The organism is Mesorhizobium sp. B3-1-6 (genome assembly GCF_006439555.1).
In the GTDB taxonomy this organism is placed as follows: Bacteria; Pseudomonadota; Alphaproteobacteria; order Rhizobiales; family Rhizobiaceae; genus Mesorhizobium.
In genome coordinates, this window is sequence record NZ_VFTM01000019.1 from 84855 (window position 1) to 103070 (window position 18216).

General features: G+C 65.5%; 19 protein-coding genes. 8 read left to right on the top strand and 11 right to left on the bottom strand.

Going from position 1 to position 18216, the window contains the following annotated elements; all coding sequences use genetic code 11:
• Positions 1-61 precede the first annotated feature (61 nt).
• Positions 62-1540 carry an aspartate aminotransferase family protein gene (locus tag FJ414_RS18165; RefSeq protein WP_140645731.1) on the top strand — a complete coding sequence of 493 codons (1479 nt, stop codon included), beginning with the start codon at positions 62-64 and terminating at the stop codon, positions 1538-1540.
• 20 nt (positions 1541-1560) lie between these two features.
• Here FJ414_RS18165 and FJ414_RS18170 read toward each other — a convergent pair whose 3' ends face one another.
• The 3 genes from FJ414_RS18170 to FJ414_RS18180 all read right to left on the bottom strand — a co-directional run bounded on the left by FJ414_RS18170 (position 1561) and on the right by FJ414_RS18180 (position 4154).
• Positions 1561-1935 carry a YciI family protein gene (locus FJ414_RS18170; protein ID WP_140645732.1) on the bottom strand — a complete coding sequence of 125 codons (375 nt, stop codon included), beginning with the start codon at positions 1933-1935 and terminating at the stop codon, positions 1561-1563.
• A gap of 96 nt (positions 1936-2031) precedes the next feature.
• A complete protein-coding gene (locus FJ414_RS18175) occupies positions 2032-3441 on the bottom strand; it encodes an ATP-binding protein (RefSeq protein WP_140645733.1) in 1410 nt (469 codons plus the stop codon).
• Positions 3438-4154 carry a response regulator transcription factor gene (locus FJ414_RS18180; protein WP_140645734.1) on the bottom strand — a complete coding sequence of 239 codons (717 nt, stop codon included), beginning with the start codon at positions 4152-4154 and terminating at the stop codon, positions 3438-3440. The genes FJ414_RS18175 and FJ414_RS18180 overlap by 4 nt, the downstream gene beginning before the upstream one ends.
• A 237-nt stretch (positions 4155-4391) precedes the next feature.
• On the opposite strand from FJ414_RS18180, the gene FJ414_RS18185 reads away from it, so the two are divergent.
• From FJ414_RS18185 to clpS, 4 genes are all read left to right on the top strand, one after another.
• The gene (locus FJ414_RS18185; RefSeq protein ID WP_140645735.1) at positions 4392-4694 is read left to right on the top strand and encodes a hypothetical protein; all 303 of its coding nucleotides are present in this window, start codon (positions 4392-4394) and stop codon (positions 4692-4694) included.
• Between the two features lie 37 nt (positions 4695-4731).
• Positions 4732-4983, top strand: coding sequence for a hypothetical protein (locus FJ414_RS18190; RefSeq protein ID WP_140645736.1), 252 nt, complete (start codon positions 4732-4734; stop codon positions 4981-4983).
• Between the two features lie 151 nt (positions 4984-5134).
• On the top strand, positions 5135-5479 hold the full coding sequence (locus FJ414_RS18195; RefSeq protein ID WP_140645737.1) for a hypothetical protein: 345 nt from the start codon (positions 5135-5137) through the stop codon (positions 5477-5479).
• 128 nt (positions 5480-5607) lie between these two features.
• Positions 5608-5913 carry an ATP-dependent Clp protease adapter ClpS gene (clpS, locus tag FJ414_RS18200; RefSeq protein WP_140645738.1) on the top strand — a complete coding sequence of 102 codons (306 nt, stop codon included), beginning with the start codon at positions 5608-5610 and terminating at the stop codon, positions 5911-5913.
• A gap of 53 nt (positions 5914-5966) precedes the next feature.
• Here the strand turns inward: clpS and FJ414_RS18205 are convergent, their stop codons facing one another.
• From FJ414_RS18205 to FJ414_RS18220, 4 genes are read right to left on the bottom strand one after another with little or no spacing between them, the layout of a single operon-like run.
• A complete protein-coding gene (locus tag FJ414_RS18205; RefSeq protein ID WP_140645739.1) occupies positions 5967-8054 on the bottom strand; it encodes a hypothetical protein in 2088 nt (695 codons plus the stop codon).
• Positions 8055-8057: 3 nt separating this feature from the next.
• A complete protein-coding gene (locus FJ414_RS18210; RefSeq protein ID WP_140645740.1) occupies positions 8058-10880 on the bottom strand; it encodes a DUF4159 domain-containing protein in 2823 nt (940 codons plus the stop codon).
• Positions 10877-11794, bottom strand: a complete 918-nt coding sequence (locus tag FJ414_RS18215) for a DUF58 domain-containing protein (protein WP_140645741.1) — start codon at positions 11792-11794, stop codon at positions 10877-10879. Before FJ414_RS18215 ends, FJ414_RS18210 begins: the two co-directional genes overlap by 4 nt.
• Positions 11794-12798: a MoxR family ATPase gene (locus FJ414_RS18220; RefSeq protein WP_140645742.1), complete on the bottom strand. Its 1005-nt coding sequence runs from the start codon at positions 12796-12798 to the stop codon at positions 11794-11796. Before FJ414_RS18220 ends, FJ414_RS18215 begins: the two co-directional genes overlap by 1 nt.
• A gap of 154 nt (positions 12799-12952) precedes the next feature.
• On the opposite strand from FJ414_RS18220, the gene FJ414_RS18225 reads away from it, so the two are divergent.
• From FJ414_RS18225 to FJ414_RS18235, 3 genes are read left to right on the top strand one after another with little or no spacing between them, the layout of a single operon-like run.
• Entirely contained in the window at positions 12953-13612 is a 660-nt protein-coding gene (locus tag FJ414_RS18225; RefSeq protein ID WP_140645777.1) for a DUF1285 domain-containing protein, read from the top strand.
• A complete protein-coding gene (locus tag FJ414_RS18230) occupies positions 13612-14244 on the top strand; it encodes a CoA pyrophosphatase (RefSeq protein WP_140645743.1) in 633 nt (210 codons plus the stop codon). The genes FJ414_RS18225 and FJ414_RS18230 overlap by 1 nt, the downstream gene beginning before the upstream one ends.
• Entirely contained in the window at positions 14241-15509 is a 1269-nt protein-coding gene (locus FJ414_RS18235) for a CCA tRNA nucleotidyltransferase (RefSeq protein WP_140645744.1), read from the top strand. The genes FJ414_RS18230 and FJ414_RS18235 overlap by 4 nt, the downstream gene beginning before the upstream one ends.
• Positions 15510-15531: 22 nt before the next feature.
• On the opposite strand, the gene FJ414_RS18240 is transcribed toward FJ414_RS18235, so the two are convergent.
• The 4 genes from FJ414_RS18240 to FJ414_RS18255 form a co-directional block, all read right to left on the bottom strand.
• Positions 15532-16512, bottom strand: a complete 981-nt coding sequence (locus tag FJ414_RS18240) for a S8 family serine peptidase (RefSeq protein WP_140645745.1) — start codon at positions 16510-16512, stop codon at positions 15532-15534.
• 80 nt (positions 16513-16592) lie between these two features.
• Entirely contained in the window at positions 16593-17171 is a 579-nt protein-coding gene (locus FJ414_RS18245; RefSeq protein WP_140645746.1) for a hypothetical protein, read from the bottom strand.
• Between the two features lie 285 nt (positions 17172-17456).
• Positions 17457-17642, bottom strand: a complete 186-nt coding sequence (locus FJ414_RS18250) for a DUF1059 domain-containing protein (RefSeq protein WP_008877709.1) — start codon at positions 17640-17642, stop codon at positions 17457-17459.
• Between the two features lie 243 nt (positions 17643-17885).
• Positions 17886-18146, bottom strand: coding sequence for a DUF1344 domain-containing protein (locus FJ414_RS18255; protein WP_140645747.1), 261 nt, complete (start codon positions 18144-18146; stop codon positions 17886-17888).
• Positions 18147-18216 lie beyond the last annotated feature (70 nt).

Below are 18216 nucleotides of genomic sequence, written 5' to 3' on the forward strand. Positions count from 1 at the left end.
CCCCGCATGGCGGCGTCATTCTTTTACGCGCGGGTCGACCCGCGCCGGCGGGAGAGGCGAGATGGATACATTTCAGGAAGCGACGAACGCGGAAGAAACGCTCGATCCACCGGATTGGGCCGAGGTGGGATCGCTGTCGCACCGGATCCTCGACGATGCCATCGCCTATCTCAAGGATGTCCGTGACCGACCGGTCTGGCGCGGGATGCCGGCCGAGGTGCGGGCATTCTTCGGCGCACCCTTGCCGCGCTCGCCGGCGCCGGCGGCCGACGTCTATGACGACGTCGCCCGCAATTTGATGCCTTACCCGATGGGTAACGTCCATCCGCGTTTCTGGTCCTGGTACATGGGGTCCAGCAACTTCACCGGCGCGCTCGGCGACTTCCTGGCGGCGATCCAGGGTTCCAATCTCGGCGGCGGCAACCATGCCGCCGGACTGATGGACAGCCAGGTCGTCGACTGGATGAAGGAGATGGTCGGCTTCCCGACCTCTGCCAGCGGCACGCTGGTCAGCGGCGGCTCGATGGCCAACATCATAGGCCTGATTGTGGCCCGCAACGTCAAGGCAGGCGTCGACGTGCGCGAACGTGGCGTCGGCGCCATCCCCAGGCCGCTGCGCTATTACGCCTCGGATCAGGTGCATTCCTGTCATCGCAAGGCCATGGAGGCGCTGGGCCTCGGCAATCGCGCGTTGCGGCGGATCCCGACCGACGCAGGGTTGCGCATCGATATCGCCGCGCTCAAGGCGGCAATCGCGGAGGACCGCGCGGCGGGATTCAAGCCGGCCTGCGTGATCGGCACCGCCGGCACCGTCAACACCGGCGCCGTCGACGACCTTCAGGCGCTGGCGAGCGTGGCGGGCGAAGAGGACCTCTGGTTCCATGTCGACGGGTGCATCGGCGCGCTGATCGCGGTCGCGCCCGAGAGCCGATCGCTGGTCGCAGGCATCGAGCGGGCGGATTCCATCGCGCTCGATCCGCACAAATGGCTGCACGCGCCGTTCGAAGCCGGCTGCGCGCTGGTGCGGGACGCATCCGCGCACCGCAACACATTTGCCGTCACGCCGGAATATCTGGAATCGACGCCGCGCGGCCTCGCGTCCGGAGAGTGGCTGCACGATTACGGCTTGCAGACATCGCGCGGCTTTCGGGCGCTCAAAATCTGGATGGCGCTGAAGGAGCATGGCGTCGAAAAGTTCGGCAGGCTGATCGACCAGAATATCGCCCAAGCCCGCTACCTCACCGGGTTGATCGAGGCGGAGCCGGCGCTGGAGCTGATGGCGCCGACCACCATCAACATCGTCAGCTTCCGCCACCGGCTGGCCGGAGCGTCCGAAGAGCGGCTCAAGGCTTTCAACACCGAGATCATGCTGAGACTCCAGGAGGAGGGCATCGCGGCCCTGTCCGATACCACCGTGCACGGCCGGCACTGCCTGAGGGTGGCGATCGCCAATCACCGCACGCGCCGCCACGATCTCGACCTGGTGGTCGGCGAGATGCTCCGGCTGGGACGGGAAATCGAGGCCGCGACACCGGCCTGAGACTCGCTCGGGAACCTGTCTCAGCTTACCGTCAGCGGCGCGCCGGGCAGATAAAGCGCGATCGGTCGGATCTCGTAGACGGCGCTTGGGTTGACGCGTTTGAGATCGCGCGCGGCGGCGATCGCCTCGTCAAGGCTCGCGCAGTTAAGCACATAGAGGCCCAGTAACTGCTCCTTGGTCTCGGCGAACGGGCCATCGATCACCATGGCGTCGGCCGGGCCGCGCAAAGTTACCGCCTGTGCCGTCGGGCCAAGCCTTGCCGCAGGCCCAAGCTTGCCGTCGCGAGTCAGCCTGTCGTTGACCTCCAGCAGGTCCTTCATCAGCGCCGCGTCCTCGTCGGGCGTCCAGGACTGCACAGTGTCTTCCACGTGATAGGCGAGGACGGCGTAGAACATGGGCGTGTCTTCCCTCGTGATCAGGCCGACCACACTATCACAAGGATGGTTCGACTGATCCAGAGGCGCGGACGGCGGACCGACGCCGCTCCTGACTCAAGCTGCCACCGGCAGCCGCAGCTCCGTCAGCAGGCCGCCGCCGGGGTAGTTGGAAAGATCGACCTCGCCGCCGGCGCCGCGGGCGATGTTGCGGGCGATGGTGAGGCCGAGGCCGAGACCGCCGGTGGTGCGGTTGCGCGATTCCTCCAGCCGCACGAAGGAGCCGAACACCGCGTCCAGCTTCTCCTGCGGGATGCCCGGGCCTTCGTCGCGGATCGAGAGCGTGATCGTGTCGCCCGATCGCCGCACGCCGAGATGCGCCTTCTTGCCGTAGGTCACCGCGTTCTGGATGAGATTGGTGATGCAGCGCCGCAGCGCCACCGGCCGCGCGATGCAGATCAGGCCGCGCGACGGGACCACGTCTTCGTCGAAGGATGCGCCGTCGAAGGAGTCCGCGACCGATTCCACCAGCGACCAGAAATCGATCCGCTCGGCCTTTTCCTCGGTCACCTCGAATTTGGCGAAGTCGATGACCGAGCTCGCGATGCTTTCGATGTCGGCAAGGTCATGCGCCAGCGCCTCGCGCGTGGGGGATCTACGCAACAGTTCGAGGCGCAGGCGCATCCGGGTCAGCGGCGTGCGCAGATCATGCGCCAGCGCCGCCGCGAGGTGCTCGCGGTCTTCGACATAATCGCGCAGCCGCATCTGCATGGCGTTGATCGCCTTTGCGGCGGCGCGGATCTCGCGGCTGCCGCTTTCGGCGATCGGCGGGCTTTTCAGGTCGTTGCCGATGCGGGTCACCGCCGTTTCCATCATCCGGTAGGGCGCGGTCAGCCGGCGCAGCGACCATATCGACATGACCACGATCAAACCGGCGATCAGCGAATAGAGCGGCAGGCTGTCGAGGCTGAGAATCGGTCCCGCCGGCGTGATCGGCTCAGTGAAATTCAGCCACTGGCCGTCGGAAAAGCGCAGCGAGGCGGTCAGTTTGTCGCTCTGCGCGAAATCCGCGGCCAGGACCAGGAGGTCGCGCTCGACCTGGCCGACATCCTTGTTCACCGCCTGGCCATCGGGAACATCCGCCTCCTGGGTGGCCGGATCGCGCCGCACGCGCGCATCGGTGATGCCGAACTTCGACAGGCGGCCGACCAGGATGTCCTCCAACTCGGCAAGTTGATCGTCGCCGGCGATCGAAGAGGTGACGGCGGGCGTGTCCGAAACTGTCAGCGCATAGGTCGAGTTGAACAGGCCGGACGCGGTTGCCTTGCGCTCTTCGGGCGTGGCGTCATGCATCAGCTGCACCAGCGAATAGGCGCGGTCGTTCAGCCGGTAGAGATCGACGACGCCGTTGGCGGCGGCTCGGTCGCGCGCCACGATGTAGAGCGTCGTCACCTGGCTGAGCATGAGGCCGGCAATGACGATGAGCAGCACCCAGACTGGCAGGGTCTGCGGCAGGAAGCGTCTCATTCGGACGTCGTCTCGGGCAGGAACTGATAGCCGCCGCTGCGCACGGTCAGGATCAGTTTCGGCGTCTTCGGATCGTCTTCCATCTTGCGGCGCAGGCGGCTCACCAGAATGTCGACGCTGCGGTCGAAGCTGTAGCCGGTGTCGCCGCCGGAGAGCTCGATCAGCTGCTCGCGGGTAAGCACGCGCTGCGCGCTCTTGACGAAGGTCTGCAGCAGGTTGAACTCCGCCATCGTCAGTTCCACCCGGACGTCGTCCGGCGCCGTCAGTCGGCGCCTCGCGCAATCCATGGTCCAGCCGGCAAAGCGGTAAATCTGCTTGGCCGTGGGGCGACGCGGCTCGGCGCTGCCGTTGCGTCTCAGCACGGCGCGGATGCGGGCCAAAAGCTCGCGCGGGTCGAAGGGCTTTGGCACGTAGTCGTCGGCGCCCATTTCAAGGCCCACAACGCGGTCGGTCGTTTCGGTGACCGCGGTCAGCATGATGATCGGCGTGGTGTAGTTGGCGCGGATCTCGCGGCAAAGCTCAAGCCCGCTTTTGCCGGGCAGCATCACGTCGAGAACGATCAGGTCTACCGGCGTGCGGCGCAGGACCGCTTCCATTTCGATGCCGTCGGCAGCCACCGTCGTGTGCAGCCCGCGCTTCTGGAAGAACTCCTGCAGCAGGTCGCGTATGCCCTTGTCGTCGTCGACGATCAGTATGTGTGCGTCCGATTTCACTCGAAACCTATGATTCTGTTGGCCGTGCATCCTTCGCCGGTCTCTCACACGATAGAATTCGGGCCACATCTTGGCCAGTGGCCTCGATCGTCGCGCCGGCCGGATTCCCCAGAAACAATCCAGAAACAAAATTCTACAGTCGGGAAAAACTGGTGAAAAATTTCAAGAGCATAACCGGTGCCGTGGCGGTCAGGTCATCGGCTGCGACGCAAGTTTCCGGAGTAACGGACAAGACCAATGCAGAGGTTCTGGATCAGCGTGACGGGTGCTTTGCTCAGCATATCGCTCATCACAGCAGCGGCCGGCGCCTCCACCGCTAAGGTCGCGCCGCTCACCCGGACCGAGCGTTGCACCAATCTGAGCCGTCAGGTTGACGAAGCCCTCGAAACCCATGCCGCGGCAACGCAGGTCACCGCGGCGAAAGCACTGCAAAGAAAGGGAAACCGGTTCTGCGCCAACAAGAAACAGGCGCAGGGAATCCGGATGCTCGCAAACGCTTTGAAGCTGCTTGGAGTGACACCGATCGATCCTGCTCAGTGACGCTCATCCAGACCTGCAAGAAAAAGGAAATGAAGCCATGAAGAAGTCCATCCTCTCCGCCCTCGGCCTCGGTGTTGCTCTCGCTTTCGCGATGCCGGCTCTCGGTAACGCCGCCGCCACGACGACCGCCGCCCCGGCTGCCTCGACCGCGACCACCACGGCTGCTCCGGCCGACAGCACCGCTGCGAAGCCGATGAAGAAAGTCGCTGCCAAGAAGGCCTGCAAGGTGACCAAGACGCACAAGTGCCCGGTCAAGAAGGCCAAGAAGGCTCCGGCGAAGAAGTCCTAATCCAGGCTTTCAGTCCTGATCCTTCAAAACCGCTCCGGCCGGTTCCGGCTGGAGCGGTCTTCCGGCGACCGAAGCCTGGCATCGGCAGATTTCGCCGCGCCGCTCCCGATCCTTAACCCGATCGCAATGCCGGTGCTGTAGGACAATCCGCATGAGGAAGCGGTTTTCGTCCCTGATGCGCTCGCTGACGCTCGGCGGCCTGATCGCCACCGGGGCGGCACGATCGTTGATCATCTTTACCGCAAGCCCCGTGCCGGATCCCGCCAGCGGCAGGACCGAACCCGAGCTTTTCGCTCCACTGATCTCCTCGAGCTTCGACTACATCACCCCGGCACAGTCCTGGATGCTGCTCGTGCTGACCGGCATAACGCTGATCGGCCTGGCCGGCTGGATATTCTTTGCCTTCATGGAGCGCGGCTCGGGCATGGATGGCGACGTCGGTTCAGGCAGATCGGGCACCCCGTTGCGCCGTCCGGTCGGACGCCAGGACCGTTGACCCATCGGCGGCGCTTCCCCACATAATATCGAACGTCCAATCCGTCGCTATCCACGCGGAGGGTTGGACGGGTGTTTTTCAGCGTGACAAAATGAGAGCGAGAACTCAGTTCCTCGCCGCCGGATCCGATGCCAGAAACCGTCATCAAGCCCCGCGTCAAGCCGCAGCCGAAGACCGAGCGGCCGAAACTCTACAAGGTCATCCTCGTCAATGACGATTTCACGCCGCGCGAGTTCGTGGTGACGGTGCTCAAGGGCGAGTTCAAACTCAGCGAAGACCAGGCGCACCGCGTCATGATCACCGCGCATACGCGCGGTGTCTGCGTCGTCGCGGTGTTCACCAAGGATATCGCCGAGACCAAGGCGACGCGGGCGACCGACGCCGGCAAGGCCAAGGGCTATCCGCTGCTGTTCACCACCGAGCCCGAAGAGTAGGGCGGAGGAGTTTTCCCTTCTCCCACAAGAAGGGGAGAAGGAAGAAAGTGGTGTCACCGCCCTTCGCGATACCACATCGAGCCGATGGCGAGCAGCAGCAGGCCGAGGCCGAGGAAGCCGCCGAACAGAGGCACGCGCGATACGGCCTTGAGCGTGCTGTCGTCGGTGGTGCGCAGGCCGATCCAGTCGTCGCCCGAAGCGGCCGCGGAAGAGCGGACAGGGATGATCGACGGCAGCGTCACGCCGCCGGCGAGATTGCCGAGCGTCGACGACGGAGCCAGCCGCCGCACGCTGCCGCCGGTCGCCTCGGCAGGCGCCTTCAGCCTGTCCTCGGTCGAGATCACGTCGGAAAATTCCGGCGCGTTGATCGGGCCGACATGGGCAAGCGCGGTAAGGTCGCCATTGCCGATCTGGTAGAGGCCGATCTCGCCGGTCTGCAGACTGCCGGTGAAGATGCCGGGCTCGGCTTTCTCGAGCTTGACCGTCATCGCCTTGCCGGACGGCGTGATGACCTGGGCGGGACCCGGGTCGTCGCTCATCGTCTGGCGGCGGATTTCAAGCATCATGCCGCGGCCGTCGGCGGTCAGCCGCTCCTCTTCCAGTTCCGGCTCCTTCATCAGCCAGTGGGCGATGCGGCGATAAAGCTGGACATGCGGTCCACCGCCCTCGAAGCCGCGCGCCCACAGCCAGCCCTGGTCGGAGAGCAGCATGCCGACACGGCCTTCGCCCTTGCGGTCGAGCAGGAGCAGGGGCCGATCGTCAGCGCCTTTCATCACCACTTCGCCTTCCGGATTCTTGACGCCGATGGTGCGGAACCAGCGGCTCCAATGCGGCGGCTCGCTCGCCGAGCCGTCGAGCCCGCGCGTCACCGGATGGCGCTGGCCGAGATCGGTCAGGCGCGGATAGAAGGCCTTGTCCACCACCTCGCCGGTCGGCATGGCTGGCAGCGCGGCGTTCAGCGGCGTGCGGGCAATGGAGTTTTCGCCGGCATATTCGGGGCCGGCGGCAATCAGCAGCGCGCCGCCCTTTTCGACATATTCGGAGATGTAATCGTAATACAGGATCGGCAGCACGTCGCGGTGCTGGTAGCGGTCGAAGATGATCAGGTCGAAATCCTTGATCTTCTCGACGAACAGCTCGCGGGTCGGGAAGGCGATCAGCGACAGCTCGTTGATCGGCGTGCCGTCCTGCTTTTCCGGCGGGCGCAGAATGGTGAAGTGGACGAGATCCACCGATGCGTCCGACTTCAAAAGGTTGCGCCAGGTGCGCTCGCCGGCATGCGGCTCGCCGGAAACCAAGAGCACGCGCAGGTTCTCGCGGATGCCGTCGACCAAAGCGATCGCCCGGTTGTTGGCGTCGGTCAGTTCGCCGGGCTCCCGGTCGATGCCGAGCTGGACGATGTTGCGACCGGCATTGGGTATGGTGACCGAGAGCTTCATCGGCTGGCCGACGGTCGCGTGCTCGACCGAGACCTGCTCGCCATTGACCGAGACGCGCACGTCCACCGGAGCGCCATCGCCTTCCGTCGAAATGACCCGGTAGGTCATGTCGAGCGGCTTGCCGACGAGGCCGAAGCGCGGCGCGTTCTCGAAGCGGATGCGGCGGTCCTTCTCGTGCTCGTTGCCGGTGATCAGCGCATGCAGCGGCGCGTTGAACTCCGGTGCGCCGGCCGGCGCATCATGCACCTCGCCATCGGTGATCATGATCGCGCCGCCGATGCGCGACGGCGGCACGTCGCGGAAAGTGCCCTCCAGCGCGCTGAACAGCCTGGTTTCGGTGCGCTCGTCAGCGGCTTCGGACTTGCCGGCCTCGACGACACGGACATCGAACTGCTTGAAGCGGGCAAGACGCTGCTGCAACCCGGCCAGCGCCTCGTCGGTCTGCTTGGCGCGGTCGCCAATGTCCTGGCTCTGGCTGCGATCGACGATGAGAGCGACGACGCTCTTCAGCGCCTCGCGTTCCTCGGCGAGGAACACCGGGTTGAGCAATGCCGCGGCAAGCGCGAGCAACGCGATGAAGCGCAGCGCCGAGCCGCGTTGGCGGAACCACAGGCCGACCAGCGCCAGCAGCAACAACGGCACGAAGAGAAGGCCAAACAGCGGCCAGGAAACCAGCGGTTCGAAGGAGATCGACCAGTTCATGACCTACTGCCCCAGCCGTTCGAGCAGCACGGGCACATGCACCTGATCAGATTTGTAATTGCCGGTCAGCATGTACATCATGATGTTGACGCCGGCGCGCAGCGCATAGACGCGCTGCATCGGATCCGGCGGCACGGTCGGCAGCATCGGGTCGCCGTTCTCGTCGATGGCCCAGGCGCCAGCGAAATCATTGGCGGTGATCATGATCGGCGAGACGCCGTCGCCGGTCCGCACCGGGCGGTTCTCGGTGTTGCTGGCCTCGAGCGAGGCCTCGACCCAGAGCGGGCTGCCATTGAAGCGGCCGGGGAACTCCGGAAGGATGAAGAAGGATTTGGTCAGCACGTGGTCCGACGGCACCGGCTCCAGCGGCGGCACGTTGAGATTGCCGAGGATGTCGCGCAGCCGCTCGGTCGCCGGGCTTGCCGAGCCGGCGCCGATGCCATTCGAGAACTGGTCGCGCGTATCGAACAGAACCGTACCGCCCTGCTGCATATAGGCGTCGATGCGAGCGATCGCCGCCTGGCTGGGCATAGGCGCCGACGCGTCGATGGGCCAATAGATCAGCGGAAAGAAGGACAGCTCGTCCTTGGCGATGTCGACGCCCGCCGGCGGACCGGGCTCAAGCGCGGTCTTCTCGATGAGGAAGCGCGTGAGGCCTTCGAGGCCGGCGCGGCTGATCGAATCGACGCCGGGCTCGCCGGTGATCACATAGGCGATGCGGGTTTTCGAAATGTCGTCGATCGCCTGGGCGTCGCCAGGTTTCGAATCGTCGGCGCGGGCAACGTCGGCGTGGCCGAAGAGCCCACCGAGCACGACCAGAACGGCCGCGGCGGTTGCTACAGCTTTAGCGCGGCGCGGCCGGCGCGCCAGCAGCCCGCCCATCCAGAACACCGCCAAGGTGTCGAGCACCATCAACAGGAGCGCGATGGCGACGAGCGGCCCTTTGAGGTTTTCCGATTCGTCGAAGGCATAGGGGACGGTTGTCACCGGCAGCGAAACCTGCGGGCGCGCCAGGGGCGCGAATGTGCTCGAAGCGTTGAGCAAATTATGCGCGAACACACCGGTCTCCGAGCCGTAAAGGCCTGGCGGGTTTTCCAGCGTCACCGGCAGCGGACCGGCGCCGGGCACCAGCGGCCGCGCATCGGGCGAGGGCGGCGTCAGCGTGCCGTCGGCGCCGATCATACGGTAGGGCGCGAGCGACGCCGCGGCGGCTTCGGCATTGGCGATCGCGGCGCCCTGGTTGCGCGACAATTGCACGACGCGCCGCAGCATCTCGACGAAGCTGCCGGAGATCGGCAGGTTCGACCAGGTCGCCTCGGGCGTGACATGGAAGAGCACCAGGGTGCCTTTGTCCTTCTTCATGCCCGTCACCAGCGGCGTGCCGTCGGCAAGCGTGGCCCAGGTGCGCTCGACGATGTCGGGCGTCGGTTCGGCCAGAACCTGCCGGCTGACCGTCACCTCAGAGGGCGGTGAAAGATCGGCAAAGGGGCCGTTCTTCGGGAATTCGGTCACCGCCTGCGGCGTCGTCCACGACAGCGCGCCGCCCAGCGCGCGCTCGCCGCTGCGCAGCCGGACCGGCAAAAGGTCGTCGTCATTGCCGGCCGCGGCGAGGCGCGGGCCGGCAAAGCGCATCAGCGTGCCGCCCTTGTCGACCCAGTCGACCAGCCGCTGCTTGACCTGTTCCGGGATGGTGCCGACATCGGCCATGATGATCATCGCCGGCTTCTGGTCGAGAAGCTGCGGAATGGCGTCGGCGAGATCGGCGCTCGACGGCTCGACCAGATCGGCAAAGGGCTGCAGGGCGCGGCGGATATAGTAGAGCGGCGACAGAAGCGGCTGCGCCTGGTCGGCCTCGGCCTGCGACAGAAGACCGACGCGCCGGCGTTTCGAACTCTCGTCGAGCACGCGCACGGCGCCGGCCTGGCGCTCGCCGTCGAGCGCGATCGAGGCGAAATCGTTGCGCAGTTCGAACGGGACCGCCATCGTGGCCGTGGTCGCGGCCTCGCCAGGCGCGAAGGTCAGCGTCGCATCGGCGATGCGGCGGCCCTTGTCGTCGAAGGCGCCTGCGGTGACCTGCGCCGGGGCCGGATCGCCCGGCGCGCGGATGGCGGTCAGCGCGAAGCCGTCGACCTGGTTGTCGGCGCCAATCAGGCCGGTCAGCGAAGGCCGGTCGGAAATGGCCCAAACCAACCGTGTCGCGTTCTTTTCGAGCAGAGTCTTGAAAGCGGCCTCGTCGCCTTTGGCGGCAAGGCCATCCGCGAGCACGGCAACGCTGGCGCCGGGCAGGCGCTCCAACGCGGCGGCGACACGGGCGTAGACGGCGGGCCTGTCGGTGGGGATTGGCCGCGGCTTTGCCGCGCGCAGATGGTCGAGCGCGGCCGAGGCATCGAAGGGGCCGATCTCGGCATTGGGCTTCTCGGCGGTGAAGGCGATGACGACCGGCACGCCGTTCGAGCCGGCATCGGCGATCAGCCGTTCGGCGGTGGCCACGCGCTTGTTCCAGTCGGCGGCGCTTGCCCAGCCATTGTCGATGACAAGCGCCAGGGCCGCGCCTTCCGCCGGCAGCTTTTCGCGCGGATTGAAGACCGGCTCGGCCAACGCCATCACGACAAGCGCCGCCATCAGCAACCGAAGCAGCGTCAACCACCACGGGCTTTGCTGCGGGGTTTCCTCGCGCCTCAGGACCCGGGCGAGGATTTTCAACGGCGGGAACACTTCCGTTTGCGGCTTGGGCGGGGTGAGCCGCAGCAACCACCAGATCACCGGCAGCGCCAGAAGTCCCCACAGCACCATGGGCGCCCCGAAGGAAAGCGGCAGCCAGCTCATGCGACCGCCTTTCCGACATTATTGCTACCGTCGGCGGTCAGCGCCATGTGGATGCGCACCAGCGCCTCGGAGGCGAGGCGGTCGGTGTGGTTGACGGTATAGCTCCAGCCGAGACGCTTGCACCAGGCGGCCAATTCCTCGCGGCGGGCCCGGTAAAGCAGGCGGTATTCCTCGGCCAGCATCTCGGCGCGGCCGGCGGTCAGCTTGTCGCCGGTCTCGGGATCGGTGAACTCGGTGCGGCCGGCATAGGGGAAGGTTTCCTCGGCCGGATCGGCCACCTCGATCAGATGCGCGCGCACGCCGTGGCGCGCCAGCACGTCGAGCCAGGCCATGGTTTCCTCGACCGGATCGAGGAAATCGCTGACAAGCACGATGTCGCAGAAACGGCGGATGGCCGACAGATCGGGCTTGGCGGGAAGCGCGGCGGCGTGGCTCAGCTGGGCGGCGATGCGCTCGGCGCCGTTGCGGGCTGTGAACGGGTCCGTCAGGCCCGGCCAGGCGATGCGCTCGCCGCTGCGCGACAAGAGCTCGGCCAAGGCGAGCGCCAGCACCAGCGCGCGCGATTCCTTGGAAACGCCGACGCCGGCCGATTTGTAGAGCATCGAAGGCGATGGGTCGGCCCAGAGCCAGACGGTGTGCGCGGCCTCCCATTCGCGATCGCGCACATAGGTGTGGTCGTCCCTGGCGGAGCGCCGCCAGTCGATGCGCGAGGAATCGCCTTCGACATAGGGCCGGAACTGCCAGAAATTCTCGCCGATGCCGCGCTTGCGGCGGCCGTGCCAGCCGGCGATCACCGTGTTGACGATACGGCGCGCCTCGACCAGCAGGTCCGGCACCAATGAAGCCCGCAACCGGCCACGGGCGAGCGCATCGCGCGTCGCAACCGGTGCCTGGACCTCGCCTATTCGACCCATCAGATGCCTTTTGCCAGCTTCGCCACCACGTCGCGCACGGAAGTGCCCTCGGCGCGGGCGGCGAAAGTCAGCGCCATGCGATGCTGCAGCACCGGTTCGGCCAAGGCGCGGACGTCGTCGACCGAAGGTGCCAACCTGCCATCATATAGGGCGCGCGCGCGGGCGCACAGGGTGAGCGCCTGGCTGGCGCGAGGGCCCGGCCCCCAGGCGACGTGCTTGTCCGTCTCGGCATTGCCCTGGCCGGGCCGGGCCGAGCGCACCAGCTTGAGGATCGCCTCGACGACGCTTTCCGGCACCGGCATGCGACGGATCAGCGTCTGGATTTCCCTCAGTCTGGCCGGCTGCAGCACATTGTCGGCCTTGGCTTCGTCGACGCCGGTGGTTTCGAGCAGGATGCGGCGCTCCGCCTCGATCTCCGGATAGAGGATGTCGACTTGCATCAGGAAGCGGTCGAGCTGGGCTTCCGGCAGCGGGTAGGTGCCTTCCTGTTCCAGCGGGTTCTGCGTCGCAAGCACGTGGAAGGGCGCGGGCAGGTCGTGGCGGGCGCCGGCGATGGTGACGTGATATTCCTGCATCGCCTGCAGCAGCGCCGATTGCGTGCGCGGCGAGGCGCGGTTGATCTCGTCGGCCATCAGCAATTGCGTGAAGATCGGTCCGGAAATGAAGCGGAAGGAGCGCTTGCCGAACTCGTCCTGCTCCATCACCTCGGAACCGAGGATGTCCGACGGCATCAGGTCGGGCGTGAACTGGACGCGGCGCGAATCGAGGCCGAGCACGATGCCCAGCGTTTCGACCAGCTTGGTCTTGGCGAGGCCGGGCACGCCGACCAGCAGAGCATGGCCGCCCGCCAGCAGCGCCACCAGCGTGCGCTCGACGACCGCCTCCTGGCCGAAGATCACCCGGCCGACCGCGTCGCGGACCCTGGAGATGTCGGCCAACGCCTTTTCGGCTTCCTCGATCATCGCTTTTTCGCTGATCGGGCTTTCCTTGATCATCACGCTCATGCCGTTCGATCCTTGTGGTTGGAAATACCGGCCTGCACTCTCAATGCTGCAGAATGCCGCGATTCGGCCTCGCCTGGCGCCTGTATTCGAACTTAAATCACAGACTTGGACGGACAAGGCTGACAATCGGGACAACAGTGACTATTTCGTGACCATGGCCGAACGCAGCGAACATCGTGAACAAACACCGGGCGAACGGAGTCCGGGCGAGCAGAGCCTGACCGGCGCCACCGAGGCACGCGGCCTGGAGGCGCTGATCTCGCGCGCGGCCCGGGCCGGCAAGGGGCCGGCGCCGGTCGAGCGCTGGAATCCGGAATTCTGCGGCGACCTCGACATGGAGATCAAGGCCGACGGGACCTGGTTCTATCTCGGCACGCCGATCGGCCGCATGCCGCTGGTGCAGCTCTTTTCCAGCGTGCTGCGCAAGGATGCCGACGGAAAGACCTACCTTGTGACGCCGGTCGAGCGGGTCGGGATCCGCGTCGTCGACGCCCCCTTCATCGCCGTCGAAATGAACGTGTCCGGAAGTGGGAACGACCAGGTTATCACCTTCCGCACCAATGTCGGCGACGTCGTCGCCGCCGGCCCCGGCCATCCGCTGCGCTTCGTCGACGAAGACGAAACCGGCGGACTGAAGCCCTATGTGTTGGTGCGCGGACGGCTGGAGGCGCTGGTGGCGCGGCCGGTGATGTATGAACTGGTCGAGCATGGCGAGGAGATCGACATCGACGGCAGGGCGATGTTCGCCGTCCGCTCGGGCGGCGAGGTCTATCCGATCATGCCGGCCGAGAAACTGAAGCGGCTGAGCGCGTGATGGACCAGGTGACGCCGGCGCCGTTTTCGATCGCTGACTTTCGTGCCCGCGTCGCGGCGCAGGCGGCGATCGTCCCTGGCGACGATTTCGGCGACCATCGCTTCAATCCCGGCCATCCCAGGCTCAAACATGTCAAGCCGCTGCGCGACGCGGCGGTGCTGATTCCGGTGATCGACCGTGCCAAGGGCGCCATGGTGCTGCTCACCAAGCGCGCCGAGAAGCTGCGCAGCCATTCCGGCCAGGTGGCTTTCCCAGGCGGCACGATCGATCCGACCGATCCCGGCCCCGAGGCCACGGCGCTGCGCGAGACCTTCGAGGAGATCGGCCTCGAGCCGGATTTCATCGAGATCATCGGCCGCATGCCCGACTACGTCTCCGGCAGCGGCTACCGCATCGTGCCGGTGCTTGCCATCGTGCGGCCGGGTTTTTCGCTGACGCTCAATGCCGACGAGGTCGATGCGGCCTTCGAGGTGCCCCTGAGTTTCCTGATGGACCCCGCCAACCACGCGCGCGACAGCCGTTTCTGGAACGACCTCGAATGGTTCTTCTACGATATGCCCTATGGCGGCCAGCGCATCTGGGGCGTCACCGCCGGCATCGTCCGCACGCTCTATGAAAGGCTCTATGCGTGAGCGCTGAGGTGTCTCTCTCGGGCAAGGCCGATTGGCTGGTCGAAAAGCATCTGCAGAAGCTGCTTGCCGCGCTGAAGGAGGGCGGCGAGGAAGCGCGTATCGCCGGCGGCGCGGTGCGCAACACGCTGATCGGCCAACGGGTCGCCGACGTCGACATCGCCACGACCACGGTGCCCGAGGAAACGATCAGACGCGCCAAGGCCGTCGGCTTCAAGACGGTGCCGACAGGCATCGATCATGGCACGGTCACAGTGGTCGCGGGCGGCAAGCCCTATGAGGTGACGACGCTGCGCGCCGATATCGAGACCGACGGGCGGCGGGCAAAAGTGATTTTCGGACGTGACTGGAAAGCCGACGCAGAGCGGCGCGACTTCACCATCAACGCCCTCTATGCCGAAGCGGACGGCACGGTCGTCGACCTGGTCGGCGGCATCGCCGACATCGAAGCGCGGCGGCTGCGTTTCATCGGCGACGCGGAGGCGCGCATCCGCGAGGACTATCTGCGCATTCTGCGCTTTTTCCGCTTCTTTGCCTGGTATGGCGAAGGACGGCCGGACGCGGAAGGGCTGAAGGCCTGTGCCAGGCTGAAGGATGGGCTTGCGCGGCTTTCAGCCGAACGCGTCTGGTCCGAACTGAAGAAGCTCTTGTCGGCTCCGGATCCCTCGCGCGCGCTCTTGTGGATGCGCCAGGCTGGCGTGCTCACCGCCGTGCTGCCGGAAAGCGAGAAATGGGGCATCGACGCCATCCATGGCCTGATCAAGGCTGGAGAGGATCTCGGCTGGATCGCCGATCCGGTGCTGAGGCTGGAGGCGATCGTCCCGCCCGATGCCGTGCGTATGAAGAGGCTTGGCGAGAGGCTGCGACTTTCGAACGAGGATGCCGATCGCCTGCGGCATTGGGCGCTGACCGTTGCGCCGGATGCCAAGGCGACCGAGACCGAACTGGCCAAGAAACTCTATTACGGCGATCGCGACGGCTATCTCGACCGTATTCGACTGGCGCTTGCCGCCGCGCGGACACGTGCCGTCGAGGACAATCAGGCGATGATGGAAGCCGGCGGTTTTTCACGCCTGCTCAATTTCACGCTTAAATGGGAAAAGCCGGTGTTCCCGATCAAAGGCGCCGACCTGACCGAGCTTGGCGCGTCGCCGGGGCCCAAGCTCGGCGCCACGCTGAAGAACCTCGAGAAGGAATGGATGGAGTCAGGCTTCACCCTGGAACGCGGCGCGCTGATGGAACGCGCCGCGCAGGCGCTGGAGCTCTAGACGGCCGGAGCGCCGGCGCCAGTCAACGTATCGCCACGGGAGCCAGGGCGCGCGAGAGGCTTGCTTCGCCTTTGCCGTAGATGGACGGGTCGTAATTGACCAGCGTGTCGGTGCGGGCCGTGTTGAGCAGGTCGTTGGTGATCTGCACCGGCGTCGCCTTGGTGAACTTGCTGCCGATGATCGCGGCGTAGCCCGAGATGATCGGCGCGGCGAACGAAGTTCCGTAAAGACCGGTCTTGTTGCCCTCGACGCCGACCACCAGGAAGTGGCTCTGCACAGCCGTGTTGGAGCCGGCATAGTCGGAATACCAGGCGAGTTGGGCCTTGTTGGCTGTGGTGCCGTTCGTCGACAATGCGCCGACGAAGATCGCCGTCGATTTGCCGATCAGGGCAAGGTCGAGGTAGTCCTGCTGCCCGCCCGTGACTCCACCGACAGCGACCGCGTCGTTGCCGGCCGCCTTCGAGATGATCGCAGAACCTTTGGTTGCATAGGAGATGATCGACGCCTCCTCCGGGGCCCAGCCGATCTGGTTCACGCCGTAACCCGCGGTGGTGTACATGCCGTAGCTGAGGTTGAGCACGTTGCGGCCGGCGGCCAGCGGGACGGCCGTGCCCGTCGAGAAATCCTTGGAGCGGATGGTCGCCGCGGGAGCGATCATGCCAGCCTCCTCGCGCGTCCATTCACCGTGCCGCTGGGTCTGCACGCCAATGCCGAAATTGCCGGAAAAGCGCGACGAACTGCTGAAGTCGTCGACCATGGTGATGGTGACGCCCTTGCCCTTGTAGCCGGCTGCCCACGCGGCGCCGACGTCGGGGCTCATCCAGCTCTGCACGGCTTGCGTCGTCCGCGCGACCGGGATCGTTGCGCTCACGCAGATCGACCCGCCACCATGGCAGAGTGCAGCCATTTCGTCCGGGCTGAGAGCTTCCTGCGCCGATGCCATCGGTGCCGAAAGGATGGCGAGGGCAGCGGCGAGGCCGAACTTCAAGGACTTAACCGACATGTTCATTCTCCAGTCAGACAGAACCAGGACGGACGATCGTGAGTTTCGGGACAAGATGATTTCATCCGCAGCCCCTCCGATCAGAAAGTGAGACGGTAGTTCAGCCAGAGATGCATGCTCTCCGGCTTCGCGCTGACCAGATACTTCAGCGTTTCCTCGGGCGCCGTCTCGCCTGCCGCCAGTCGGCAGTTGACGCTGTAGGTTCCGAACTCGCCGTAGTCGGCCTCGCAGGGCTTTTCGGTCAGGTTGCCGCCGATAACCGAGGTGACCGACAGGGACAGGGTGCTGTTCGGATTGGGATGGACCTGAGTGAGAAAACCAAGCTTGAGACTGGGCTCGATGCTGTATTTCTCGCCTTGTTCCCCAGTGCCAAATCCCCAGAGAAAGCCGGTATCGGGCGTGATCTGGGTAAGAAGATCGACATGCATGTCGACCCAGCTCGCGTGATACCAACGGCTGAAGGAGACCCAGCTTCCGCCCTGCAGCTCATAGCCGCCGTTGCCGAGGCCCCTGGCGCGGTCGCTGAGCGGAGAACCCTGATGGATATCGACGAGCGAGGTGGTCCATTCCTGCGCTGTCGCAGCGGACGCCAAGAGGAAGGCGCACGACAGGAGCACCGCCGTGCAGAGACCGCCTCGGATGTCGGATCGCTCGCGCATGCGCGAAGCACCTCGCCCCACCATTCCGGACAGCGCCTTGATGGCGAAGGGCTTCTCGGGCAGCCGCCTCTGGCCGGATCATGCGCGGGAGAATCGCACGCAGACCGTTACCGCCAGGTTACCTAAGCTGTTACGAATATAAGAATTCGCTGGAATTACGCATAAACTATAACTTCGCCGGCGATCGGAGGATCGCCGGCGAAAAAGGGCGGGATGCGCCGGAAGCAACGATCCGCCATCGTGCCTGTCGGCCGGTGACGTTTGGAAGCCTGCGATCTGGCCCGATCAGGCGGCGTCGCGAACTTTCTGGATGCGCGAGCGGATCGCCTCGATCATGGTCTCGCGAATAACGGTCTCGCCATGCGTCTCGCGCATATGCTCGACGGCGCGGCGCATGACCTCCGCTTCCTCGTCGGCGCGCGTGTGCCAGTCACAGCCGGGAACCAGCGATCCGCATTGGAATTCCTTCATGACTCTTCCTTTCCTAGCGCGGGTGGTTCGACCTTGGCCGGCCGGCCGCCCCTGATTTTTTTCTTGGCAGTCCGGGAGGGAAACGGCGGCGCGCCTCTTCCGGTTGCTCTGCCGGACTACCATAACACGTGTCGGACGGTTCGGTTGCATCGAAAGTCCCCAATCCCGGAATGGAAGGAAAGGCGGAGCAGTATGCCCCGCCTTTCCCCGCTGCCTGAGAACTGGACCTTCAGAGCAAGGTCGTTACTTCATGATCTTGACGGCCTCGGCGATTTTGTTCTTGCCGCTCATGTCCCAGGACACGCGGACCTTCTCGCCGGCCTGAACGCCGGGATCCTTGAAGGCCTTGGACAGCTTGAATGTCGACCCATCGTCCAGAACAAGGCTCATGGCCGTTCCATCAAAGCTCTTGACGGTGCCGGTGGTGTGCTTCACCGCCGCGAATGCGGCGCCACCGGAGGCGAGAAAGGCGGCGGCTGCTGCCGTCACGATAAGCTTGCGCATGGATACTCTCCTGGAAACAAGGGCACCCGTTTGGTCAGGCACCCTCCTGGTCAGGGCCGTCAAGTCGCGT